The organism is Pseudarthrobacter sp. NPDC058196 (genome assembly GCF_042882685.1).
Taxonomy (GTDB): Bacteria; Actinomycetota; Actinomycetes; order Actinomycetales; family Micrococcaceae; genus Arthrobacter.
Window position 1 is genome coordinate 221,046 of sequence record NZ_JBHVVN010000004.1, and the last position, 23,763, is coordinate 244,808.

The window sequence follows — 23,763 nt, forward strand, 5'->3', positions numbered from 1 at the left end:
CGGAACTCAAGTTTCTAGTCTCTGGGTATGGAACGAGAAAACCGACAAGAGCGTTTAGGTAGTCGTCGCGAACCCGTTACTGAAGAAGATCTCCACGAGTTAATCAGGCTAGTTGCGAAGTACGGCGGTGCGCCAAGAGTACTAGTCATAAGACCGGCCCCAGTCAAGGATAAGCCGGGCGCCCGTTCTGGCTCTATCTCGTCGATTATACGGTTTTACGCCATCGCTTGGCACGCTGAAAATACTCGTTGCTGGGTTGGCGCGGATGTATCCATTCAACGTGCTTCGTTTGCAGGCTTCGGCGGTGAAGAGGGGTCGATGCGCCTATTAGGAAATGACATAAAGCCGCCTCACGCTCCACCTTCTTTCGATGACAGAAGAACATTCTTCGGCGGCGTTAAGGAGGTAGGCTCCGGGGCGCGCACCGATTGGCCCCGCCATGCCCGGTGGGATGGGTACAATCGTGGACCAAGACGAACGCACACTGCTTTGCCGGAGGTACGGAGAAACAATGTCGGAATGGCTCGAAGTCGGCACGGACAACTATGTACTGGTCACTGAAGGTTCCCTGCTGAACACGGGCCTGATCGTCGGCTCCGAACGCGCCATGGTCATCGACACCGGATGCGGCCCCCGCCAGGGACGCGAGATCCTGGACGCAGTCAGGGAGAAGACAGACCTGGCCCTCGTGGTCGTCAACACCCACGCCCACTACGACCACTTCTTCGGCAACGCCGTCTTCGCCGAAGCCGGCGTCACCGAATTCTGGGCCCATCAGAACTGCGCCACCGAGATTGACCAGCGCGGTGACGTCCAGCGCCGTCACGTTGGAACACTGGAGCCCGAGATGGCCGCCGGCGAGGGCGAGGGCGAGAACGTCGAGCTCGTGGTCCCCAACGCCATCGTCAAGGACCAGCCTGTATTGGTGGACCTCGGCGGCCTTACGGCCACGCTGTTTTACCTGGGCCGCGGCCACACGGACGGTGATCTCCTCGTGGGAACGCCCACCACCCTCTACGTCGGTGACCTGGTGGAACAAGGCGCCCACCCCTCCTTCGAGGACTCCTACCCCGAGGAATGGGCGGACGCCCTCCGGCACATCTCTGCCCTGCGCCACCGCTACGAGTTCCTGATCCCCGGCCACGGCAAGCCGTGCAGCGACCAGTTCGTCAAAACCATGGCCAACACCATGACCACCGCCGTCCGCCAGGCCCGCCAGTCCATCCGGGACACCCCCAACGACGCGACCAAAGCCATCCCCGTCCTGCCCTACGGGCCCGAACAGTCCCGGTGGTTCATCAAGCGGCTCCAGGAGAACTGGCGCAACAGCCACGACGCCTCGTAACAAACCGCAGTTCTCAGTCAATCTTGAGCTTTGCGCCCTATGGTCAGCGCATGGGCCGCTACGGGGGAAGTTACGACGTTCGCTATTCCAAGCGGGATGCACGGCAGCGCAGGCTGCGGTACATCTCCTACGTGGCACTGGCCGCCCTGGCCGTCGCCACCATCGGGGTGGTCCTGATGGCGGTGGAGCGCTAAGCGCCCCACCCGCACACAGGGCCTCAAATGCCGTCCTGACCTGCGCAAACACCATTCTTGAGTCAACCTTGAGGGCAGACCGCAGGGTAAATTGAGTCTGCCCCGCCAAGGTGGAGGCATGCTCTCACGTCTCCGGGCAGGGAGCGTCGTTCTCACCTGCGCCCTGCTTGCCGCCGTCCAATTCCAGCCCGCCACCGCCGCAGCCGCCGCTCCCGCCGCAGCACCCGCGGAACGCGTCGCCGCCACCCACACCAACCCGGCCACCGCCCCCGCCAGCCTGGGCTCCGTGTCCGCCATGCCCGGCCAGTCCGGCCAGCAGCTCGCCGTCCCGGTGGCCCCCGGCCTGCAACCCGCCCGCATCACCGGCAGCATCGCCGTCACCGGCCAGCCCGCCACCGGCACCATCCGCGTCAGCGCACAGGGCCGCACCCTTCTCGAAGCACCGGCCAAGGGAACCATCGCCCTGGACGCCCCCGTCAGCGCGGCAGACCTCACCGACCACCAGCTGGTCCTGGCCCTCGAATACACCCCCGCCGTCCGGGACGTCTGCACCGCCACCCAGTCCACCGCCACGCTCAGCAGCCTCAGCCTCACCACCCAGGGCACCGAAACCCCGCCCACCACCGTGGCCGAATTCCTGGCCCCCTCCGTGCCCGCCATCCTCATCCCCGTCCCGGCCGCGCCCGCCACGGACGTATCCGCCGCCATCCTCGCCGCCTCCGCCGCCCTGGCCCACCGCTACCCGGACGCCGCACTCAAGCTCGTACCGCCGTCGGACGTGGACGCCCAGGCCGCCGCCCTCCCCGCCGGCTCCCGCATCATCACCATCGGCAGCACGAACGGCGCACCCAGCACCACGCTCGGCACCCAGGCCGGCCGCCCCGCCCTCACCATCACCGGCACCGGCGAGGGCCTCCGCACCGCCGCCCGCGCCCTGGCAGACACCAAATCCGCCCTGGCGGACGGCGCCACCGTCACCGGCATGACCGCCACCGTCCCCGCAGCCGCCGGACCCGAACAAACCTTCACGGACCTGGGCGCCCAGGCCATCCGGCTGGCCGGCTACGGAACCCAGGAAACCTACCTGGGCGTCAACCAGTCCCAGTTCGGCGGCCCCGTCTCCGCCATCAGCCTCCAGCTCCGCGGCACCCACACCGCCATCCCCACCGGCGGGCAGGCCGCACTCTCCGTCTACTGGAACGACTACCTGCTCAGCTCCCAAACCCTGGACGGGGACACCTTCGACCTCACCGCCGACGTCCCCGCCGGCCACATCCAGTCCCGCAACGGCCTCCGCCTCCGCCTCACCGCCCTCCCCGCCGGCGGCGACTGCTCCGGCCCCGCCGGCCTCCTCCCCATGGAACTCACCGTGGACACCACCGGCAGCAAACTCACCGCCCAGCGCGGCCACTCCATCAAGCCCGGCTTCGCCCGCTTCCCCCAGGTCCTGGGCACCACCCTCCCCATCGCGTTCGACGCCGGCGCTACCGCCCAGCAAAACACCATCAACGCCGCCACGCTGGCGTTCTCCCTCCAACGCGACAACGACGCCCTCCTCGACGTCCGCCTCACCACCCCCGACGCCCTGCTGGACTCCAGCGATTCCGGCCTCCTGGTGGGCGCCACCCCCGCCACCGCAGACCAGGCCGGCGCCCCGCTCCGGCTCGCCGGGTTCCGCACCGTCTCGAGCAAGGACATCGAATACGGCGTAGGCACCACCGCCCCCTACGGCGCCCTGGAAGCCTACGAACACGGCGGCCGCAACCTCCTGCTCCTGGGCGGCTGGGCCCCGGACACCGCCGACGCCACGGCGAAGGCAGCAGCCACCCCCGGAACCCTGCAGGCCAGCCTGGCCAGCTACGTCCAGCAGCAGCCCGGCGGCTGGAGCTCCCTGTCACGCAACCTCCTAGTCACCCAGACCACCGGCAACCCCGTGCTGCTGGAGACCAACGCCATCACCCCGCAGGCCCAAGTCACGGACGGCTTCCGGCCGCTGGCACTCTGGCTCGCCGCCGCAGCCGCCGCGCTCATCCTGGCCGCGGGCACCCGGGTGCTGCTCCGCCGCAAGCACCGCCGTACCGCCCGGGCCCACGCCGACGCCCTGGAACAGGCAGCCGCGGACACCGCCCATGGCCAGTGACCTGCAGGCGGCCCCCGCACCCCTGACGGAAGCCCCGGCTAGACCGGCCGCACCGGCGGGGGAGCGGGCCCCGTGGCTGCGCCGCACCTGGACCGTCCTGGGTGCCCCGGCTGCCGGGCGCCGCGTCCCCGGGACGGCCGCCATCGCCGTGGTGGCGGCCGCCGTCGGCCTCCTCGCCTGCCTCTACACCACCGGGCAGGGCAGCAACCTGGACTACTCGGACGCGCAAAGCCACCTCACCATCGCAAGGCGCGTGTTCGACAGCAAAGCCCCCGGGTTCGAACAGCTCGGCACCGTGTGGCTGCCCATGCCGCACCTGCTGCTCATGCCGTTCATCATCAACCTCTGGATGTTCAGCAGCGGCTGGGGCGCCTGCGTGCTGGGCATCATCGCCCTCGCCGCCACCGCCTCCGGGCTGTACCGGATCTGCGCCCGGCTGGGCTACGGGCGCACCGGCCGGCTGGCCGCCGTCCTGGTCCTCCTGGCCAACCCCGCCATCCTCTACACCTACACCACCGCCCTCACCGAACCCGTGCTGCTCATGTGCCTGGTGGCCGGCATGGCAGGGCTGGCGCACTGGGCCACCAGCCGCCGCCGCATGAGCGCCGGCGAGCTCGCCGTGTTCGCCGGGATCCCCTCCGGCGCCGCCGTGCTCTCCCGCTACGAAGGCTGGGCGCTGGTCCTCACCGGCACCCTGTTCGTCCTGGTCACCGAGCTCCGCCGCTCCCGCCAGTGGCGCGAGGCCACCAAGATGGCCGCCGCCTACGCCATGGTCCCCGCCGCCGCCGTCCTCTGGTGGCTCTCCTACAACTGGGCCATCTACGGCAACCCGCTGGAATTCATGTTCGGCCAGTACTCCGCCTACGCCCAGCAGAAGAACATCACCGACGGCGGCCTGCTCCCCACCAAAGGCAACCTGGGCCTGACCCTCTGGACGTTCCACTGGTCCCTGCTGGAAACCCTGGGCGTGGTGGTGCTCGCCGCCGCAGCGTGCGGTGCTCTGGTGGTGGTGTACCGGCGCGGGCTGGCCACCAGCACCCTGCTGGTGGCCGTCACCGGCAGCGCCTACGCCTTCGCCCTGCTCAGCCTCTACCTGGGCCAGACCGCCATCAACAACGATCACTCCCTCCCCAGCACCTGGTGGAACAACCGCTTCGCCCTCACCGCGCTGCCCCTGGCCGCGGTGCTGGTGGCGGCGTTCGTGCACCAGGTGACCCGCCGCCGTCGTACCCGCTCCTGGGTTGTGGCGTTCCTCCTGCTCGCCCTGGCCGGGCAAAACGCGTGGTGGCTGCAGGACCCCGCCGGCAGGATGGCCATCCTGGCCGAGGGCCGCATGTCCCACGACGCCAACACCTACTCCTTCGCCGCGGCCCGCTGGCTGAAACAGCATTACGACGGCGGCGGGATCCTCCTGGACGAAAGCGCCCGCGGGAACGCCGTGCTCCCCATGATGGGCATCCCGCTCGCCAACATCTACAACCGGGCCGCCGGCGACCACTTTGGCCCCGCCCTGCAGGACCCGGCCAAGTACGCCAAGTGGGTGCTGGTGAACGTCGAAGGCGAGGACGCCCCCCTGGATTCGGGGTTCACGGACCTGGTGCACCAGGCCATCAGCGCCAGCCCCACGTTCAACGCCCGCTACGCCGTGGTGTTCTCCAGCCCCACGCACCGGATCTACGAAAGGACCGTCAACTGATGGCAGAGCATGCCCCGGTCCTCTCCACCGCCCGCCCCGCCGGTCCCGCCGGTTCCTACGACGACGGCGTGGGCGTGCAGTCCGTGGCGCTGGGCCAATCCCTGCTCCTGGCAGGGCTGATCACCCCGGAGCAGCTGGACCGCGCCCTGGAGCGTGCCAACACCGAAGGCGGCCTGCTGGGCCGGCACATCATCCTGGAAACCGGGCTGAACCGCCGGCACGTCTACCAGGTCCTCGCCGAGCAATGGGACGCGCCTCTGGTGGACCTGGTGCACCACCCCTCGGACGATGCCCTGCTGGAGCAGCTGAGCTTCACCGAGGTGTCCGAGCCCGGCTGGCTGCCCTGGCACCTGGAAGACGGCGTCCTCACCGTGGCCACCGCCGTCAAACCCAGCGAGGAGATCCGGCGCGCCGCCCTCCGTATCCCCGGGGCCGAACAGGTGGTGTTCCGCACCACCACCGACTGGGACATCAACCACTCCATTCAGCGCGCCTTCCGCAACCACCTGCTCTACGAATCCGCCGAACGCCTGGCCGAGGAACAACCGGACGGGTCCGCCCGAACCGCCCTGAACCTGTGGCAGCGGCTCCTGCCCGCCGTGCTGCTCAGCTGCCTGCTGGCCGGGCTGCTCCTCGAGGCGCAACTCACTGTGATCGTGCTGCTCACCGCCGTAAACGTGGTGTTCCTGGTGAGCATCGGCTTCAAGACCGTGGCCAGCCTCCGCCAGCCGTTCGACGCGCTGCATGACAGGGCCGCCGCCACGGCACGGGCCCGGGAACTGGAGCGGCGCGGCGTGGGGACCGGAGCCCTGGGTGATCCGTCCGGGCTGGCCGGGCGGATCCAGGACGGCGAACTGCCCGTGTACACCATCCTGGTCCCGGTGTTCCGCGAGGCCAACATCATCAACAAGCTGCTGGCCAACCTGGGCCAGCTGGACTATCCGCGCTCCAAGCTGGACGTGCTGGTGCTGCTGGAAGAGGACGACACCGAAACCATCGAGGCCGCCAAGCGCTCCCGGCCGCCCGAGTACGTGCGGATCCTGGTGGTGCCCCGCGGCGATCCGCAGACCAAGCCCCGGGCCTGCAACTACGGCCTCACCTTCGCGCGCGGCGAGTACGTGGTGATTTACGACGCCGAGGACCGGCCGGACCCGGGCCAGCTCCGCGCGGCCATTGACGCGTTCCGGCAGGACGCCTTCGAACGCCGGTATTTGGCCCCGGACCGGCGTCCGCTGATCTGCGTGCAGGCCGCCCTGAACTACTTCAACGCGGACCAGAACGTGCTCACCCGGCTCTTCGCCATCGAATACACGCACTGGTTCGACTCCATGCTCCCGGGCCTGGACCGCTCCGGCATCCCGCTGCCGCTGGGCGGCACCTCCAACCACTTCGACACCCGGCTGCTGCGGCTCGTGGGCGCCTGGGACCCGTGGAACGTCACCGAAGACGCGGACCTGGGGCTCCGCGCCGCCGTCGAAGGCTACCGGGTGGGCGTCATCAACTCCACCACCTGGGAGGAAGCCTGCTCGCAGGTGCCCGCCTGGATCAAGCAGCGCACCCGCTGGATCAAGGGGTACATGGTCACCGCGGCCGTGAACACGCGCAACACCGTCCGGTACGTCAAGCGCACCGGGGTGGCCGGCGCCGTCGGCTTCCTGGGCCTGATCCTGGGCACCCCGCTGGCGTTCCTGGCCTACCCGCTGGTGCTGGGTTTCACCATCGTCACCTATGTGGGCTACAACTTCGTGGGCCTGGTCCTGCCCGAATGGCTGCTGCTGGGCGGGGTGGTGTCCATGCTGTTCGGCAACGCCATGATGATCCTGGTGTCCGGCATCGCCACCTGGCGGCGGCACGGCTGGCGGATCGCCATCTTCGCGCTGCTCAACCCGGCATACTGGGTGCTGCACGCCGTGGCCGCCTGGCGGGCGGCCTGGCAGATGCTCTCCAGCCCGCACAAATGGGAGAAAACCCCGCACGGCCTGGACGAGGAATACCACGACGACGGGCGGTGGTCCGCGTGAGCACGCACCTTTCCGTGCTGGACCCGCTGACCCTTCCCGTGCTGGACCCGCAGTGCGTCCGTGACCTGGGGGAGGAGCTGGACGGCCCCGCCGGCGCGCACGCGTTCCTGGGCGCCTACCTGGAGCTGCTGCCGGACCGGCTTGTGCGGGTCAGCAATGCCGTGTCCACGGGTGACGAAGAGGCCGCCATGGACCGGGCGCTCAGCCTCAAGGTCACCTCCACCATGGTGGGCGCCCTGCAGCTGGCGGCGCTCGCCGAAACCATGGAGTCGCTGGTCTGCCGGGGCGACTGGGCAGCCGCGGAACCCTTGCTCGAGGTCCTGGCACCCGCCGTCGCCGCCGTCCGGAAGGCCGGCGCCGCCGTCGTCAACGGGCTCTTGCACCCCTGACTGGGTTCGCTGGTTCGTGCGGGCCACGCGGCCTGAGGAGCCACCCACGGGTGGCTGAAGGGGACGGGGCAGGTGGCGGCATCGGCTAGAATCTCTGGAGGTCTCAAGTTGAGGGGAATTCCATGTCGATTCAAACGACACCTCGTCATGCCACAAATCTAGCAGCGGCCAAGGCACAAAAAAGCAGCAAGATTCGTCTCGACATCCAAGGCCTTCGCGCACTGGCCGTTCTTTCCGTCGTCGCAAATCACTTATTCAAGTGGCCAACCGGCGGGTTCGTTGGCGTTGACGTATTCTTCGTCATCTCAGGCTTCCTAATCTCGGGCATTCTCTTGCGGTCCTATGAAAAGCAGGGGCGCATTTCCTTTGCCGATTTTTACCGCAAGCGTGCCCGCCGGATCCTCCCCGCCGCGCTGCTGGTTCTAGCCGTGACGATCGCTGCTGTCTGGGCTTTGTTCCCCAGGGGGCACGCAAAAGAGGTTAGCTGGGACGGCTTGTTCGCCCTGATATTCGGAGCGAACTGGCGGTTCGTCATCGCCGGTACTGACTACATGCAGGCCGCTGGCCCGGTGTCGCCGCTGCAGCACTTCTGGTCGTTGGCAGTGGAGGAACAGTTCTACGTGGCCTGGCCGCTCATCATCGTGGGAGTCCTCGGATTTCTCGTACACCGCATGGGCTGGGATTTCGCAAGGGCACGCCGGGTTCTGACGTTGTCAATGGTGGTCATCGTCGCAGGCAGCTTCCTGATTTCGGTCGCCCAAACCGCCAGCGCTCCAACGATCGCCTATTTCTCGACAACGTCTCGCGTGTGGGAGCTGGGCACCGGCGCGCTGCTGGCTTTGATGGTCCCGGTGCTCCAGCGAATACCAGCCGCTGCCCGGCCAGTCCTTGGCTATGCCGGACTCGGCGGAATCATTGCCAGCCTTTTCGTCATCACATCGGAGACCCCGTTCCCCGCACCCGGAGCGGCGCTCCCGGTAGCTGCCACGGCAATGGTTATCGCGTCCGGCACCGGCGGCAGCAACTTCCTGTACCCGCTTATGAATCGGGTGGCCGTCTACGTGGGGGACATTTCTTATTCTCTGTACCTCTGGCACTTTCCGATCATCATCGTCGGTGCTGCGCTTTTGCCCCGCACCCGCAGAGCCGTTGACCTGATCTTCCTTGCCGCTATGTTCGCGATTTCGGCCGCTTCATATCATTTGGTGGAGGACAAGGTACGGAAATCATCCTGGCTCGAACCAGGCTGGAGGAGCCGTCAACGCCAGCCCGTCGATCGCAGGGTCAAGTTGGTCGCGGTCGGCGTGCTCGCTCTACTGATCTTTGCCACCACAGCCGCAGCTCTTGCTGTTCCGAAATCGTCATCCGGTGCCGGCACCTCGGCACTGTCAGCTGATGCCGCAGCCACACCCGAGCAAGCCCTGGCTGCGCAAGTCAAAGCGGCCGTCGCCGCCGATAGTTGGCCCGACTTGCAGCCAAGTACTGACTCCCTCAATGGCAACTTCGTTCCGGAGTGGAAGGATGACAAGTGCCTGGACACGAACGACGAGAATGTCGACAGGTGCGTGTATGGGGACGGGACAGCTACGAAGACGGCTGTCCTGGTGGGAGACTCTGCCGCCATCAGCTGGATGCCAGGCTTGCGTGAGTCCCTTGGTAAGCAGGGGTGGAAGATCCAGGTTTTGACGCTGGGCCAGTGCCCTGCGATCGAAGTACCGATGACCCGGCCCAATGACCCAGCCTTCGCAGAGACTTGCAGCGCCCACCAGCAGTGGGAATTCGAGAAGGTGCGCCAGATTCAGCCGCAAATGGTCATCGTATCAAGTACCCTCGCGACACCAGATCGAATGGTGGGGGGGAGAGGCAATCCCAACAGGTTTGACATGTGGCGTGACGCGACCACGAAGACGCTCACGAAGATCCGGGGGCTATCCAACGCGCAGGTAGTGCTCTTGTCCCCGCCGCCTAATGGCAAGAACCTTGAGGAGTGCGCTACCAGAATCAGCAAGCCGTCGGATTGCGCGACTGATGGCGGCCCGTTCAAACCCGTACTTCAGGCCGACAAGGACGCTGCAGCTGCGGTGCCCGGCGTGCGCTACGTATCGACCTCAGCTTGGTTCTGCTCCCAGGAGGGTGTCTGCCCCTCATTCGTTGGTAACACTCCCGTCTCCGTGGAGGGGGAGCACCTATCGCCGGCTTTCTCTGCGAAGCTGGCGCCAGTTCTTGGCCGCGCCATACTGGGCTAGCCTCTAGCGCCCGCCCCGTTCCCCAGGGTGGGGCGCGGGTGCACGCAGGTGGTCGGTTGCTGGGGTATAAGTAGCAGTCAGTGCCCCTCGTTGTCACTGCCCCACCCGCACTTGAAGAACGGCGCCATAGAAAAGAGCGTCGCTGCCGCCCGGAAGGTGGGTGCCGCCGTCGTCAACGGCCTGCTACACCCCTGACCTGTGTTCGCTGGTTCGTGCGGGCCACGCGGGTGTCAGGGCCGGAGTGTCAGGACCGGAGGGCCGGGGCGGTCCAGCTGGCCAGGATCCGCATGGCGTCCGCCGTGGCGGATCCGGGTTCCACGGTGTACACCAGCATCACCAGGCCCGGGTCGGTGGAGAGCTCGAAGGACTCGTAACCGAATTCGAGGTCTCCCACGGCCGAATGGGTGAGCATCTTCTGCCCCGACCGGTACCGGAACACGTCGTGGGAGGCCCAGAGGGTGCGGAATTCCTCGCTTTGGGTGGAGAGCCTGCCGACGATGTCGATCAGTTCCCGGTCATACGGGTCACGGGCGGTGGCGGCGCGCAGGAGTGCCACCACGTTGTGCTTGGCGGTACCGAAGTCGCGGTGGAAGTGCGGGGCGCGCGCGTCCAGGAACAGGTAGTGCGCGTAATTGAACCTGTCGCCGGAGCCGTCAGCCGGGAGCGAGTAGAGCGCCCGGCCGATCCTGTTGGAGGCCAGGCGGTCCAGGCGGGCGTTCTGCACGAACGCGGGGGCATCGATCGAGTCCAGGACGCTCTGGATCCCGGGCCTTACCGTGGTGCGGTTGGCGGGTTGCCGCCGCGGGGCGCGCCGCTGGGTGATCCTGGCGAGGTCCAGCAGGTGGTTCCGTTCGTCGTCGTCGAGCTGCAGTGCCCGGGCGATCGCTTCCATCACTTCGCGGGACGCGCCGGAGACCTTCCCGCGTTCCAGCCGCGCGTAGTAGTCCACGCTGACGCCGGCAAGGTGGGCCACTTCCTCGCGGCGCAGCCCGGGGACCCGGCGGGCTCCGCTGTAGAGCGGGACCCCTGCCTGCTCCGGGGTGAGCCTGGCGCGCCGGGTAGTGAGGAAGCTGCTGATCTCGGACCGGGAATCCATAGGTCCAAGGGTAGGCCTGCCGCCGCCGGTGCTGCCGGGACCCGTCAGTACCATGCCGGGCCGTAGTTCACGTACGGGGCTTCGAGCGTGCTGACCTCCTCGTCGCCCAGGTGCAGGGACAGCGCCTCGACGGCCTGCTGGAGATGGTGCTGCTTGGTGGCGCCCACAATGGGGGCCGAGACGTTCGGGTGGCGCAGGACCCACGCCAGCGCGATTTGGGCCATGGTCACGCCGCGGGCCTCGGCCACGGCCTGCACCGCGTTGATCACGGGCCCGTCGTAATCGTTGTCGAACGCCTGGACCACCTTGTCCGTGCTGGAGCGGGTGCTCTGTACGCCGGCCGGGCGGGCCAGCCGGCCTTTGCCGTTGGGGGAGTACGGCACCAGGCCCACCCCCATGTCCGCGCACATGGCCATGAGCTCGGGTTCGTCCTGCCGGCGCAGCAGGTTGTACTGGTTCTGCATGGACACAAGCCGGGTCCAGCCGCCCAGGTCCGCCGCGTGCTGGAGCTTCGCGAACTGCCAGGCATGCATCGAGGAAGCGCCGATGTAGCGGACCTTCCCGGCCTTGATGACGTCGTGGAGGGCCTCCATGGTTTCCTCCACCGGCGTCGCATCGTCAAAGCGGTGGATCTGGTACAGGTCCACGTAATCCGTGCCCAGCCGGGCCAGCGAGGCGTCGATCTGTTCCATGATGGCCTTGCGGGAGAGTCCCTCGCCGCCCGGGCCGTCGTGCATCCTGCCGCGGACCTTGGTGGCCAGCACAATGTCCTCACGCCGCGAGAACCTGGTGATGGCCCTGCCCACCACCTCCTCCGACGTCCCCGCCTGGTACACGTTGGCGGTGTCCCAGAACGTGATGCCCAGCTCCACCGCCTGCCGGAAGAACGGGGCGGCGTCCTCCTCGGTCAACGCCCACACGTGCGCGTTCGGGGTGGTGGGGTCCCCGTAGCTCATGCAGCCCAGGGCGAGCCTGCTGATCTTCAGTCCTGTGGTGCCGAGCCGGGTGTACTCCATGGGGTCCTTCTTTCAGGCCGGTCTTGTCCGTTCCTTTGACGGTACGGGCATCGGCGGCGGCGAAACAGGACCTGCCAGACCACGGCAGGACGGGTCCCTCCCCGAACCCCTGCCAAGAAGCGGCTAGGACCCGGCCGGGCGGCAGTCGGGCCCGGACCCATACTGCAGCCAGTCCGGCAGGGCCGCGGTGAAGGCGTCCCTGATGGCCGGGGTGTTGGTGATGGTCCAGTCGATCCGGCCGTTGACCTCCGTCTCGTTCTTGTCCCACTCGAACCAGTTGATCATTTTGAGGTTGGGGAACTGTGCGTGCGTCTGGGCGCCGAACACCTGCTCCCACCAGGCGCGCTTGATCTCCGCCTCGGAAGCGCCACCCACCGCCGGGTTGTACAGGGCCGCGGTTTCCGGGATGGCAACGGGCTTGTTGTGGTCCTCGCCGTACACGCCGTAGAAATCAGGCAGCAGGCTGTCATCGCCGTTGGCGCCGTTGTAGTTGCCGGTCAACTGGTCCGCGAACTTCTTGGCCTCCGGGATCTCGTTCTCGCCCCACGGGTACTTCGCGCCCCAGTGGTAGAGCGACATTCCCACCCAGTCCACCGCATCGTCACCCGGGTAGTACGGGGCGTAGGCGTCATCCGCCATGGTGATCACGCCGTCGTGGTTGGTATCCAGGGCGGCGAAATCCGCGGTGCCCGGCTTGGCCTCATATTTTCCGCCGGCGAACGGGTAGCCGCCGCCATAGTTTGGTGCCCACATCATGGCGGACCCCGGCGCGTTGGTGTGCACCGCAGTGGCGAGGGTTTTGAAGGCTGCCACGTATTCCTGCGGCTGCTGGGACCAGGCGTACCAGGAGCCGTTCATTTCGTGGGCGAACCGGACGATCACCGGGACGCCGTTTTTGTTGAACCGGTCCAGGTCCTTTGCCAGGGCCGTGGCAGTGGCGTCGGTAATTGTGGACAACCCGTCGGCCGGCTCCAGGGTCAGGAGCATCATGTGGCCGTCGGCGCGGATCTGGTCCACCGCCTTGGCAAGGTCATCCTCATCCTTGGCTGTAAGCGGGAAGCCGGTGAAGGACACGCTGACTGCCGGTTTGTGGCCCAGGTCCGTGGCGAACGTGGCCAGCGGCTTGGTGTGGAAGTCCAGGTTCACGCCCAACAGGGCACCATCGGCCGGAGCAAGTGAAGCGCGGGGCTCCACCTTGCAGGTGGACGCCGCCGGGGATGACTGGGATTGCCGCTGGGTGAGATCGTTGGCGAAGTTCCATCCGGCAAAACCCAGAGCCACCAGTCCGATCAGAACGGGCAACACGAACGCCCGGCGCAATTCGGCCCTGTTCTCTTTCCTGGACTCATCGTCCCGGGCAGGAGTGTCCCCCACGGCTACGATCCTGCCGGGCGGCAGGCGGTCCCGGACCCGTAGTGCAGCCAGTCCGGCAGTGCCGCCGTGAAGGCGTCCCGGATGGCCGGGGTGGTGGTGACGGTCCAGTCGATCCGGCCATTCACTTCGGACTCGTCCTTGTCCCACTCGAACCAGGTGATCATCTTCAGCTGGGGGAACCGGGTGTGGGTCTGGGCGCTGAACACCTGTTCCCACCAGGCGCGCTTGATGTCGGCCTCAGCCGGTCCGCCAGCTGCCGGGTTGTACAGGGCGGCCGTTCCCGGGATGGCCACCGGCTTGTTGTGGTTCACCGCGTACTCGCCGTAGAAGTCCGGCAGGGACCGCTCGTCCCCGTTGGTGCCGTTGTAGTTGCCGGTGAGCTGGTCCGCGAACTTGTTGGCCTCAGGCACCGCGTTCGCGCCCCACGGGTACGTGGCGCCCCAGTGGAAGAGGGACAGGCCCACCCAGTCCACCGCGGCATCCCCGGGGTAATACGGGGCGTAAGGGTCATCCGCGATGGTGAGGACGCCGTCGTAATTTGTATCCAGGGCCACGAAGTCCGGCGTCCCGGGCTGCGCGTCATTGAGGCGGCCGGGGTAGGCGTAGCCGCCGGCGTAGGACGGCGCCCACATCATGGCCGAGCCGGGCGCCCCGGCATGGACGGCGTCGGCCAGCCTGGTGAAGGCCGCGCGATACTCAACCGGCTGCTGCGACCACGGGAACCAGAAGCCGTTCATCTCGTGCCCAAAGCGGACGATCACCGGCACGCCCTGGCCGTTGATGGCTGCAAGGTCCTTGACCAGGCCGGCGATGGCGTCGGGGGTAACTGCGGACAAGCCGTTCTTGGGTTCGAGGGTCAGCAGCATCAGCTGCCCGTCTTTACGGATCTGGGCCGCGGCCTGCTGCAGGTTGGTCCGGTCCTGGTCCGTGTAGGGGAAGTCCATATAGGAGACGCTCACGGCGGGCTTGTGCCCCAGGTCCGTGGCGTATTGGGCCAGCGGCTTGGCCGCCAGGTCCAGGTTCACCCCAAACAGGGCTCCCGACGACGGCACCAGGCTGCCGCGGCCGGCCACCTCACAGACGGGCAGGCTTTGGTCCGTGGAGGCTTGGCCCGCTGCGCTTTGGTCCGACGCCGGGGTGTCCCGGTTCCGGTCAGCCAGCCCGTTGGAGATGCTCGCCACCCCGAACCCCAGGGCCAGTACCGCCGCCGCCACGGGGAGGGCCCAGGACTTGAACCTGTCCGCCATGGCCTCGCGGCGGCGCACGAAATTGTCCGTGGACTGCTCTTCAGGCAAAGCGGAACCCCCTGGTGGCCTGCGGATTTATCTCCCATCCTAAATGTCGTTTCGATTCGGCGTCGGTTGACTGAGAGGGGCCGCCTTGTGAACCCCAGCGGCAATTGGCGCGCTTGTCGCAGACCCGGGCCGCAGCTTCGATCGCGCGGCCGTCAACGGCATCGACGTGACGCCATAGTCAAGGATCTTGAGGGAGGCAATGCCGAAGCTGCTGTGGGCAGGAGCGCCGCGGACTGCCCACAGGATGCGGGTGCCCGCTTCGTCCTTGGCCAGGTCCGCGAGGCCCTCTGCCCGCAGCAGTACTGCCGCTTGGCTGCCTGCCATGATGGGTGATGTGACTCTTGCGAAGACAATCCTTCTGTTCATGTTGGCTGCCGCCGCTGAGATCGGCGGTGCCTGGCTGGTCTGGCAGTCCGTGAGGGAAGGAAAGGAATGGTGGTGGGCCGGACTGGGCGTCATCGCCCTGGGTATCTACGGGTTCGCAGCGACGCTGCAGCCTGATGCGCATTTTGGCCGGATACTTGCCGCCTATGGCGGAGTGTTTGTCGCCGGATCGCTCCTGTGGGGCATTGCCTTTGACGGCTTCCGGCCGGACCGCTGGGACATTGCAGGGTCAGGGGTCTGCCTGCTCGGAGTGGCCATCATCATGTTCGCGCCCCGCAATGCAGGCTGAGACACTTAAACATGGGGAGTACGGACTGAGATTCAGGGAGGACATCCGGGTGCTTGAGCTCACCAGCGACGAACAAGCGCAGACCCTGAACTTCCACGGTTCACCCTCCTTCATCGCAGGCGGCCGCGTCCCGGGCCGCCCCGGGGGCTTTGACCCGCCCCCGTCCGTAAACGACGGACCGAAGGTACCGACCGTCTATGAGACCTCAGAGCCACTGCGGTCTTGCTCTTCTTAACGCGGATTTTACTTAGGTAAGGCTTGGCTAATAAAATCGGCCAGATGACCACGCAGCTTGAACTTGCGGGGGTACCTTTCGCTTGGGGGCTGGCGGACTACGGAGATACCCCTGCGATCATTACCGACCAGATGACCGTTACCTACCGGGAGTTGGCAGAACGGGTTGACGCTTTTGCCCGGGAGCTGGGCACGGGACGACGGTTGGTGGCCCTCGCGGCGTCCAATGATGTCGAGTCGCTCGTGGCGTACCTGGCTGCCCTGGTGGGCGGGCATCCGCTCATCCTTCTTCCGGAAGACAAGCCCTCAGCCCTGGACGCACTCGTGACAGCGTACGACCCGGACGTCGTCATCCGCCCTGACAATGGCCAAATTTCCCTGGTGGAGCGGCGCCAGGGCAGCCGTCATGAGCTGCACCCGGACCTTGCCCTGCTCCTAAGCACGTCAGGTTCGACAGGTTCGCCGAAGCTGGTGCGTCTTTCCCATGGCAACCTTCAAGCGAACGCCGAATCCATTGCCTCCTACCTCGGTATTACTGCAGGGGACAGGGCCTCGACCACGTTGCCGATGTCCTACTGCTACGGGCTCTCGGTGATCAACAGTCATTTATCGCGCGGCGCCACCTTGGTGTTGACCGGACTGTCCGTCGTCGATCCCTGTTTCTGGGAGCTGTTCCGGCAGCAGCGTTGCACATCGTTCGCCGCCGTTCCCTACACGTTTGAGCTTCTTGAACGGGTGGGTTTCGACGATATGGATCTGCCGCACCTGCGTTACATCACCCAGGCCGGAGGGCGCCTGGGCCCGGACCGGGTGCGCCGCTACGCACAATTGGGTGCCCTGCGGGGCTGGGAACTGTTTGTCATGTACGGGCAAACGGAGGCTACAGCGCGGATGGCTTACCTGCCCCCACACCTTGCTGCAGACCATCCGGAAGCCATCGGGCGGCCCGTGCCCGGAGGTACGTTCCGCATCGACCCCCTCGAGGGCCTGCACGACGGCGGCGAGCTGGTGTACAGCGGGCCGAACGTGATGCTCGGTTATGCAGAAACCCCGGAGGACCTGTCCCAGGGCCGGACTATCACAGAGCTGCGCACCGGCGACCTGGCGCGGAAGAACGGCGCTGGCCTGTACGAATTGGTGGGCCGGCGCAGCCGCTTCGTCAAGATCGTAGGCCTGCGTGTTGACCTCGGACAGGTCGAACGCATCCTCGCGGACCTCGGCGTGGCCGCGGCCAGCACCGGCACCGACGACCGCCTGGTTGTGGCCGTCGAGGGCAACCATGACACCCAGCTTCTGTCCAAGGTCCTCGCACAGGGCGTAGGAATGCCGCGCACCGCCCTGACCCTCTACGCCGTCCAGGAATTACCCCGCCTGGGCAGCGGTAAACTTGACTACCCTGCCGTCGCCGCCCTCGCCGCTGACAGGACCCAAGCGGCCGGAACCTTCACCGGTACTCCCGCCCCCGCGGCAGCCCTGGCAGAAACCAACGGGACGGCATCAAGAGAACCGTCTGACGACACGCTGGGCAGCACTGCCGGCACCGTCACGGTGGCGCAGATATTCAAGGACGCCCTTGAGGTCGCCGAGGTCGAGGACACCGCCACGTTCGTCTCGCTCGGAGGAGACTCCCTTTCCTTCGTGGCCGCCTCTGTCCGGTTGGAACAGGTACTGGGCCACCTGCCCCCTGACTGGCATGTCACACCGGTCAGGGCGCTCGAGCCCGGGCCGCAACTCAACGGCCCGTCCGGCGCATCGGCCCTGAAGCGAACGCTGGCACCGATCGATACGAGCATCCTCCTTCGCGCTGTCGGCATCATCTTCATCGTCAGCACGCACATCGGGCTCTTTGACTGGCAGGGCATGGCCCATGTCCTGATCGCGGCCGCAGGGTACAACTTCGCCCGCTTCCAGCTCTCCGGCCAACGAATGCCCCGCCTTCGACGCCAGCTCGTCAGCATCGGCCGGATCGCACTGCCCGCAATGGCGTTCATCGCCTTCGCATACCTGGTCACCGACCGCTACAGCCTGGCCAACATCGTACTTCTCAACGCCGTTCTCGGCCCGGTGGAAGTCACCACCCAATGGCATTTCTGGTTCGTTGAAGACGTTGTCTACATCCTCCTGGCCATGACCGCGCTGCTCGCCGTTCCCTGGATCCACCGCACCGAACGCCGCTTCCCGTTCCTCTACCCGCTGATACTGTTCGGTGCCGGGTTGCTCACCCGCTACGAACTCGTTGAACCGGGCATACCCCACACCATCCCGGCACTGTGGCTCTTCGCACTGGGCTGGGCCGTTGCACGCTCCCGCAACTTCCTGCAGCGGGGCGTGGTCTCCAAGCTGACGGTCCTGACCGTTCCGGGCTTCTTCGACGACGTCGCCCGCGAATCCACCATGATGGCCGGGATCCTACTGCTCACCTGGCTGCCCGTCCTCCCCGTGCCGCGTTTCCTGACCCGGCCAGCCGCCCTGCTGGCTGGCGCCTCGTTGCACATCTACCTGGTTCACTGGCTCGTGTACCCGCCCCTGGCCGACCTTAACCGCCCCCTCGCGGTGGCTGCGTCACTGGCTGCCGGGATTGCTTACTGGATTTTCTGCAACAGGTGCGCCAGCGCCCTCCACGGGTTCCGGAACCGCAACAAACAGCACCTCTAGCAGCACCGTTGTCGTGCTTGTTCTCATGCCTCCAGCCACGAAGCACGGCAACCGACGGATGGCAGCGACCCGACTTCGGAACTCCGGCGTGTCTTGTCTGGTAATCCGTGACCTTCACCTGTGAACCTCAAGGCCGCATCTTGAGGAAACCTTGAGTTTTTGACTCAATTTGTCAATTTCGCCGTCTTCTGGTTGGGTCTATACGGGGGCTCACTATCACCAATGGAGACCGATGTGGCTTTTTCTGACTATGCACTTGCGCTCTGCGCACTGCTCGGCACCTTGTTGATCCCCTTTGCAGTCCTCTACCAGATGTTGCGGCTCAAGCGCCGTGCCCTCCGGATCCCCGCCCGTCCCGCACCCCGAGGTAACCAGCGCTGACATGCCGTATGTCGATATCAACCCCCACAAAGGCCGTCCCCGGTGGGTGGGTTACACCGTCCTGAGCGTCCTCCTGCTCCTCACCGTCGCCGTGGTAGCGGCAGCGCTTACACACCACTAAGAGCAGAAATCCCCGGTCGGTGCAGTACCGCCCCGGGCGTCAGGTCTTGGGGCTGAGCATTCCCCGGGCAACGCTGTCGTCTGAATGTGCCGGGTTTCCGTTGTACGCCTGGTTTGAGATGTCGATGACCGGATATTGGGCCAGGTCCACCCCGGCTGGCACCGTGTAGGTGCCGGTCTCGCCGGCGAGGACGCCAAGGCTGACCATCCCGGAGAGATCGCCCGTGGCCACCCACACCTGCCGGTACCCCGTGGTCTGCTCGGCGGAGAGCCGGATGGTCAGTTGGCGGGTCCCGTCGGGGAGTTGCTCCACCTGGGCCTCGCCGCTGCCTGTATGCGCGGCCAGGGGAGTCAGCGGCGTTTCGGCCAGGACTCGTGCAACCGGACTTGACTGGGCAGGGGCCGGCGACGGCGTGCCCCCTTGGCCCAGAACCCCCGCAGCGGTCCACCCGGCAGCCGTGCCGAGGACGATCCCGGCGGCAGCGGCAGCCATCCACAGCCTGGAGCGGCGCTGGTCTTTGCCCCCTGGCCGCAGCGGGATGGGTGCGGACACCTTGCCGTCGTCGGGCTTTGACTGTGTCTCCACCCCAGCCGGCGGCGCGGCCGGCTTGTCAGCAGGACTCCCGGGCCCGGCCAGGGGATCGGCAGCGACGGCCGGTGAAAGCCCGAGTGCCTGATGGATGGCCGTCCAGGTCCGTCCGCTGGGTTGGCCGAGCGTGATGCCCGCGGGCTCCAGGGTGGCGATGTCCGCGACCCGTTGGAAGCCCCGCAGGGTTGCGGCGCATTCCGGGCACGTGGCGAGGTGGTCTGCGTCGGCGTCCGTGCCGGGTGTCTCGCCCAGGGCCATGAGGCTCAACAGTTCCGCGTCAAGGTGTTCCATGCTCCACCTCCAAGCGGGTGCGCAGCCGGGTCAGGCTGCGCCGGATATGGCTTTTGACGGTTCCGAGCGGCAGGTTCAGCCGTGACGAGATCTGATCGTGGGTCAAGTCATCGTAGAACGCCAGCCTGAGTATCGCCTGTTGGGGGTCTCCCAAGTGTTCAAGTTCATCGTCAAGGATCAGCCGGTCGGCCACGGCCTCCACGCTGCCGTCGGCCGGTGAGGCGGCAGGGTCCGGGAGAAGTTGGCTGACGGCTTCTTCCACGTGGCGTTGCCGGGCGCGGGCGGAGAGGGCGTCGTTGATGGCGTTCCGGGTGATCCCCACCAGCCAAGCCGGTAGCCGTCCCACCTCCGGCCGGTACGTGGTCCGTGATTTCCAGGCCCGAATGAAGACCTCCTGGGTGACATCGTCCGCGCCGCTCCTCTCGCCCAGGGATCGGAGGGCCAGCGTGTAAACCAGCGGGCTCAGCCTCCGGTAGGCCTCCGCGAGGGCGTTCTCGTCCCCGCCGGCAAACGCCTGGTCGAGGCCGGGGTCCCAATCGCGGGTGGCGGCAGCCTCCATCGGGTGCTCCTTGGGCGGCAACGGGCCTGAGTGGAGCCCATTATGCCGCTGCCCGGGCCGGTCCGCTATAGGCTCATGGCACTGGCTGACATTTCCCCTCCGTGTCCCCGGCGGCGCCGTGGTGCGGGCGTCGCCGGGGACCGGTTGGGGAACCACTGACCGGAAGGGCTTCGGCGGTTAGTCGTCGTCGCAATCTTGTCCGCGTGACGCGGTGCCCACCACCTGGACGGCCAGTCCCAGGCTGTTATCTGCCAGGCTGCCCCAGGCATAAACGATCGTGTTCTTGTCCTCGGCGATGTTCACGTTGGCGGGGCCGATGAGGGGCGTGGTGGTTCCCGCTGCCGCCACCGAGGCCGAGATGGTTCCTTCCTTGAGGGTGAGGGTCTGCTCGTCGGGGTTGGTGAGGCCCTTGATGACGGCCTTCCCTCCGGCCAGGATATCGACGGCGGGGGCGGCCGCGACGTGCCGGACGGTCAGCTTCCCCTTGCCGTCAGGGCTGGGCTTGGTGTTGTTCGTGAAGAGCGTGGCGGTGGGGGTCCCGTCCGCGGCCAGGTGCGCGACCGCCGTGTAGTCCCCTCCGGCCTTGAGGTCCACGTCGACGGGGCCGATCACAGGATTGTCCGCGCTGGTCGCTTCGGAGCCCGTGATGGCAATTTTGTGGTCACCGTCCGGAACGTCCAGCGGCCCGGCCAGGGTACCCGGCGTGAAGTTGTCCAGGGTGAGCTTGCCGTCCACCCAGACGTCCACCACCAAATCCGGGACGCCGTGGAGGACGGAGAGTTTCGCCGTCCCGTTGTGGCTGTGGTGCCAGTCGGACGCCTGGGCAGGCGCGGCGAGGGCCAGTGCTGCCAGCAGCGTCATTGCTCCCGCGGCTGCAGAGAGTGTCTTGCGCATTTCCAACTCCTTTGAAGGGGCCCCGATGGGGCTGAGGTTCTGCTTACACCCCTACTACCGGCCGGATGCGCCGCCCGGATGCAGCCCCCGGAAGATTTTTTTACAGTTCCTCATTGCCCGGCTGACTCCCGTCCGCGGCGCCAAGGGACCGTGCCTGGGCTGCGGTCCAGCAGCACTGACGCGCCCAGGGCGCCTCCGATGACGAACATGCTGCCCAGCCATCCACCGGCAAGGATCAACAAGGTCACCCGGTCACTGGCCTCCACCGGCGCCAGCGACTGACCGGCCACCACCACCTTGCCGGCCGCCTTCCTTGCAACAACGGCCATCCGCAGGCCGGTCTCCGGCTGCCACGTCACCGCGTCCGTACCCAGCGCCCGCGCCGCCTCAAGCACGCCGGCGGGTACCACCGGAATGGTCCCGTGCAGTGTGACCGTACTGGAGAGCGGGCTGTTGTCATCGCCGTAAACGATGAGGAAGACGCCGCTGTCGGGTGCCAGTTCCAGCCACGGCCCAGCTGCCGTATCGGGGCCCTCCTGCTGAAGCCGCGCCGCAGCTGCCGCCGCCGGAGCCGTGTTGGCCCCATGGCGTCCGGTTTGTTGGAACGCGACGTAGATGCTGCCAAAAGCGAAGGTGGAAATGATGGCTGCGGCCACGCACCAGATGATCCTTCTCATGTGAACATGATGCGCCTGGACCCTGCGTGCAACAGTGCCAAAAGGAACAGGCTCCCGCGGCCCAGGGCCGGATGCTCCCGGCATAGCCCGTAGACTTACTCTTTGAACTAGTGCTGCATAACAGTTTGCCGATCGTCCGGGGGGACAGACATGCCACAACCGGCGGATCAGAATGCAGGCGCCCCAGCAGAGGATGCAGGGCAGCCGCAACTGCGCCGACGCCGCGACCTTCGTCGTGCCGACGGTTCAGTGGACGATGCCTGGACAGGAACCATGCCAGCAGTAACCCCTTCCCCTTCCAGCCATAACGACGCCGGGCAGCCGGTGACCCGCCGCACGTCCTGGGCCGAGGCGGCCGCCGCAGCCGATGCCACCAAGCCGTCCCGCGCCCCGGCCCCCACCCGCACGCCGTCCCCGGCACCAGCGGCCCCGCCCGCTGCGCCGGTGTCGCGGCCCGCCGAACCCATCGCCTCCGTGCCCGGCGCTTCCCCGGCGGGAACTGAGGAGCCTGCCACGGCTGTGCCCGCTGGCCGCACAGGCGGGGGTGCTCCGGAAGCCGCGGCGCCGCCGTCGGACGCTCCGTCATTCCGCCGCAGCCGGCCCACCGTGGCCGACGCGATCGCCGAAAGCCCCATGCCGGACTTCATCAGCTCGCCCGGCCTGTTCGTCAAGGAGCAGAAGCCGCGGCCGGTGGGCGGTTTCCGCGGTGCGCTGTACAACCTGACCGGCGGCGCCTGGAACCTGGGCCCCGGCCCCAAGCAGCGCCAGGAGGACGAGCTGGGCCGCCGGATTTCGCGGCAGCTCCAGGGCAGCTACAACACCGCCGTCCTGAGCCTCAAGGGCGGCATCGGCAAGACCTCCACCACCGTGGGCGTGGGCCTGACCCTGGCCGAATACCGCGGCGACGCCCCCTGCGCCATCGACGCCAACCCTGACTCCGGCGACCTCGTGGAACGCGCCTTGGGCGAAGGCATCTACCAGCAGTCCAGCCCGCGGACCATCACGGACCTGCTGGAAAACATCGAATCCATCGACTCCCTCACCGCCCTGGCCCGGTACATGCACCATGCCGGCCGGCTGCACCTGATCGCGGGGGAGCAGGACCCGGAGGTCTCGGACTCGCTCACGGCCGAGGAGTACCTGCGGATCCGCAAGCTCATCTCCAGCTACTACTCGGTGGCCCTGACCGACTGCGGCACCGGCGTCACCCACAACGCGATGAGCGGGATCCTGCAGTCGGCAGACAACCTGGTGATTGCCGCAGGCTACGCCGTCTCCGGTGCCAAACGGGCCCGCAGCACCCTGCACTGGCTGGCCAGCCACGGGTACGAGGACCTGGCCCGGAACGCGATCGTGGTCATCACGGACAAGGACGAGGTGTCGTCCCGGGTGGACAAGGACGCCATCGAGGAACACCTGTCCGGGATCTGCCGCGAACTGATCGCCGTGCCGCACGACCGCGGCGTGGCCGACGGCGACCTGGTCACCCTGGACGTGCTCAAGCCGGAAACGCGGCGGGCCTACAAGGAAATCGCCGCAGCGATCGTGGACGGGTACCGGTAAGGGTTGACATTCAGGCGGGGCAGGTACCCCGTCCGGCGGATTCAGGTATCCGTTACTGATCAAATCTGCCAACCGAATAAATATCCTTCTTCCATGCTGAAAACTGTGCTTCGGACTCTTCGACCCAAGCCAAAATGCGGGTATTGCGGCGTGGTGTTGCCACCCTCTCCCGTTGCGGCATTTTGCTCCCGTGACTGCTACGACAGTTACCATGCCAGGGCCGGGGGTGGCCCCGGAAAACCGGCCTGAGTAGTGCCCGGTGCGAAAGACAGGTAGCCGGTACCGGGGAAATCGCCCCGGCACGCTCGTAGCCTC

Annotated in this window: 19 protein-coding genes; 11 read left to right on the top strand and 8 right to left on the bottom strand. The window is 66.9% G+C overall.

Going from position 1 to position 23,763, the window contains the following annotated elements; translation table 11 throughout:
* The first annotated feature begins 511 nt into the window (after positions 1-511).
* The 7 genes from ACFVVC_RS07685 (at position 512) to ACFVVC_RS07715 (ending at position 10,031) form a co-directional block, all read left to right on the top strand.
* A complete protein-coding gene (locus ACFVVC_RS07685; protein ID WP_387450825.1) occupies positions 512-1,345 on the top strand; it encodes an MBL fold metallo-hydrolase in 834 nt (277 codons plus the stop codon).
* A 50-nt stretch (positions 1,346-1,395) separates the two neighbouring features.
* Positions 1,396-1,539: a hypothetical protein gene (locus tag ACFVVC_RS07690; RefSeq protein WP_387450828.1), complete on the top strand. Its 144-nt coding sequence runs from the start codon at positions 1,396-1,398 to the stop codon at positions 1,537-1,539.
* 118 nt (positions 1,540-1,657) lie between these two features.
* Positions 1,658-3,679 (top strand): hypothetical protein, encoded by a 2,022-nt coding sequence (locus tag ACFVVC_RS07695; RefSeq protein ID WP_387450831.1) that lies wholly within the window; start codon positions 1,658-1,660, stop codon positions 3,677-3,679.
* Positions 3,669-5,375 (top strand): glycosyltransferase family 39 protein, encoded by a 1,707-nt coding sequence (locus tag ACFVVC_RS07700; RefSeq protein WP_387450834.1) that lies wholly within the window; start codon positions 3,669-3,671, stop codon positions 5,373-5,375. Before ACFVVC_RS07695 ends, ACFVVC_RS07700 begins: the two co-directional genes overlap by 11 nt.
* Positions 5,375-7,396 (top strand): glycosyltransferase, encoded by a 2,022-nt coding sequence (locus ACFVVC_RS07705; protein WP_387450837.1) that lies wholly within the window; start codon positions 5,375-5,377, stop codon positions 7,394-7,396. Before ACFVVC_RS07700 ends, ACFVVC_RS07705 begins: the two co-directional genes overlap by 1 nt.
* A complete protein-coding gene (locus ACFVVC_RS07710) occupies positions 7,393-7,785 on the top strand; it encodes an Hpt domain-containing protein (RefSeq protein WP_387450840.1) in 393 nt (130 codons plus the stop codon). Before ACFVVC_RS07705 ends, ACFVVC_RS07710 begins: the two co-directional genes overlap by 4 nt.
* Positions 7,786-7,907: 122 nt before the next feature.
* Positions 7,908-10,031: an acyltransferase family protein gene (locus tag ACFVVC_RS07715; protein WP_387450843.1), complete on the top strand. Its 2,124-nt coding sequence runs from the start codon at positions 7,908-7,910 to the stop codon at positions 10,029-10,031.
* A 244-nt stretch (positions 10,032-10,275) separates the two neighbouring features.
* Here the strand turns inward: ACFVVC_RS07715 and ACFVVC_RS07720 are convergent, their stop codons facing one another.
* The 4 genes from ACFVVC_RS07720 to ACFVVC_RS07735 form a co-directional block, all read right to left on the bottom strand.
* Entirely contained in the window at positions 10,276-11,127 is an 852-nt protein-coding gene (locus ACFVVC_RS07720) for a helix-turn-helix transcriptional regulator (protein ID WP_387450846.1), read from the bottom strand.
* Between the two features lie 44 nt (positions 11,128-11,171).
* Positions 11,172-12,143, bottom strand: a complete 972-nt coding sequence (locus tag ACFVVC_RS07725; RefSeq protein WP_387450849.1) for an aldo/keto reductase — start codon at positions 12,141-12,143, stop codon at positions 11,172-11,174.
* Between the two features lie 123 nt (positions 12,144-12,266).
* Positions 12,267-13,517: a glycoside hydrolase family 26 protein gene (locus ACFVVC_RS07730; RefSeq protein ID WP_387450851.1), complete on the bottom strand. Its 1,251-nt coding sequence runs from the start codon at positions 13,515-13,517 to the stop codon at positions 12,267-12,269.
* A 2-nt stretch (positions 13,518-13,519) separates the two neighbouring features.
* The gene (locus ACFVVC_RS07735; protein WP_387450854.1) at positions 13,520-14,812 is read right to left on the bottom strand and encodes a glycoside hydrolase family 26 protein; all 1,293 of its coding nucleotides are present in this window, start codon (positions 14,810-14,812) and stop codon (positions 13,520-13,522) included.
* Between the two features lie 334 nt (positions 14,813-15,146).
* Here ACFVVC_RS07735 and ACFVVC_RS07740 point away from each other — a divergent pair, with 334 nt between their 5' ends.
* The 3 genes from ACFVVC_RS07740 to ACFVVC_RS07750 all read left to right on the top strand — a co-directional run bounded on the left by ACFVVC_RS07740 (position 15,147) and on the right by ACFVVC_RS07750 (position 18,755).
* Complete coding sequence (locus ACFVVC_RS07740) at positions 15,147-15,485, top strand: YnfA family protein (protein WP_387450857.1); 339 nt, start codon at positions 15,147-15,149, stop codon at positions 15,483-15,485.
* 279 nt (positions 15,486-15,764) lie between these two features.
* A complete protein-coding gene (locus ACFVVC_RS07745; RefSeq protein WP_387450860.1) occupies positions 15,765-18,374 on the top strand; it encodes an AMP-binding protein in 2,610 nt (869 codons plus the stop codon).
* Positions 18,375-18,608: 234 nt separating this feature from the next.
* Positions 18,609-18,755 carry a hypothetical protein gene (locus tag ACFVVC_RS07750; protein ID WP_387450863.1) on the top strand — a complete coding sequence of 49 codons (147 nt, stop codon included), beginning with the start codon at positions 18,609-18,611 and terminating at the stop codon, positions 18,753-18,755.
* A 160-nt stretch (positions 18,756-18,915) separates the two neighbouring features.
* Here ACFVVC_RS07750 and ACFVVC_RS07755 read toward each other — a convergent pair whose 3' ends face one another.
* The 4 genes from ACFVVC_RS07755 to ACFVVC_RS07770 form a co-directional block, all read right to left on the bottom strand.
* Positions 18,916-19,755 carry a hypothetical protein gene (locus ACFVVC_RS07755; RefSeq protein ID WP_387450865.1) on the bottom strand — a complete coding sequence of 280 codons (840 nt, stop codon included), beginning with the start codon at positions 19,753-19,755 and terminating at the stop codon, positions 18,916-18,918.
* Positions 19,742-20,314: an RNA polymerase sigma factor gene (locus tag ACFVVC_RS07760; RefSeq protein WP_387450867.1), complete on the bottom strand. Its 573-nt coding sequence runs from the start codon at positions 20,312-20,314 to the stop codon at positions 19,742-19,744. Before ACFVVC_RS07760 ends, ACFVVC_RS07755 begins: the two co-directional genes overlap by 14 nt.
* Positions 20,315-20,491: 177 nt before the next feature.
* A complete protein-coding gene (locus ACFVVC_RS07765) occupies positions 20,492-21,208 on the bottom strand; it encodes a DUF4397 domain-containing protein (protein WP_387450870.1) in 717 nt (238 codons plus the stop codon).
* Positions 21,209-21,318: 110 nt separating this feature from the next.
* Positions 21,319-21,885, bottom strand: coding sequence for a hypothetical protein (locus tag ACFVVC_RS07770; protein ID WP_387450873.1), 567 nt, complete (start codon positions 21,883-21,885; stop codon positions 21,319-21,321).
* Between the two features lie 273 nt (positions 21,886-22,158).
* Between ACFVVC_RS07770 and ACFVVC_RS07775 the strand changes: the two genes are divergently transcribed.
* The gene (locus tag ACFVVC_RS07775) at positions 22,159-23,448 is read left to right on the top strand and encodes a MinD/ParA family protein (protein ID WP_387450876.1); all 1,290 of its coding nucleotides are present in this window, start codon (positions 22,159-22,161) and stop codon (positions 23,446-23,448) included.
* Positions 23,449-23,763: the final 315 nt, after the last annotated feature.

Coding starts and splice junctions, on each gene's coding strand:
- ACFVVC_RS07685 (WP_387450825.1), top strand. CDS start 512: ATGTCGGAATGGCTCGAAGTCGGCACGGACAACTATGTACTGGTCACT.
- ACFVVC_RS07690 (WP_387450828.1), top strand. CDS start 1,396: ATGGGCCGCTACGGGGGAAGTTACGACGTTCGCTATTCCAAGCGGGAT.
- ACFVVC_RS07695 (WP_387450831.1), top strand. CDS start 1,658: ATGCTCTCACGTCTCCGGGCAGGGAGCGTCGTTCTCACCTGCGCCCTG.
- ACFVVC_RS07700 (WP_387450834.1), top strand. CDS start 3,669: ATGGCCAGTGACCTGCAGGCGGCCCCCGCACCCCTGACGGAAGCCCCG.
- ACFVVC_RS07705 (WP_387450837.1), top strand. CDS start 5,375: ATGGCAGAGCATGCCCCGGTCCTCTCCACCGCCCGCCCCGCCGGTCCC.
- ACFVVC_RS07715 (WP_387450843.1), top strand. CDS start 7,908: ATGTCGATTCAAACGACACCTCGTCATGCCACAAATCTAGCAGCGGCC.
- ACFVVC_RS07720 (WP_387450846.1), bottom strand. CDS start 11,127: ATGGATTCCCGGTCCGAGATCAGCAGCTTCCTCACTACCCGGCGCGCC.
- ACFVVC_RS07725 (WP_387450849.1), bottom strand. CDS start 12,143: ATGGAGTACACCCGGCTCGGCACCACAGGACTGAAGATCAGCAGGCTC.
- ACFVVC_RS07745 (WP_387450860.1), top strand. CDS start 15,765: ATGACCACGCAGCTTGAACTTGCGGGGGTACCTTTCGCTTGGGGGCTG.
- ACFVVC_RS07755 (WP_387450865.1), bottom strand. CDS start 19,755: ATGGAACACCTTGACGCGGAACTGTTGAGCCTCATGGCCCTGGGCGAG.
- ACFVVC_RS07760 (WP_387450867.1), bottom strand. CDS start 20,314: ATGGAGGCTGCCGCCACCCGCGATTGGGACCCCGGCCTCGACCAGGCG.
- ACFVVC_RS07765 (WP_387450870.1), bottom strand. CDS start 21,208: ATGCGCAAGACACTCTCTGCAGCCGCGGGAGCAATGACGCTGCTGGCA.
- ACFVVC_RS07770 (WP_387450873.1), bottom strand. CDS start 21,885: ATGAGAAGGATCATCTGGTGCGTGGCCGCAGCCATCATTTCCACCTTC.
- ACFVVC_RS07775 (WP_387450876.1), top strand. CDS start 22,159: ATGCCAGCAGTAACCCCTTCCCCTTCCAGCCATAACGACGCCGGGCAG.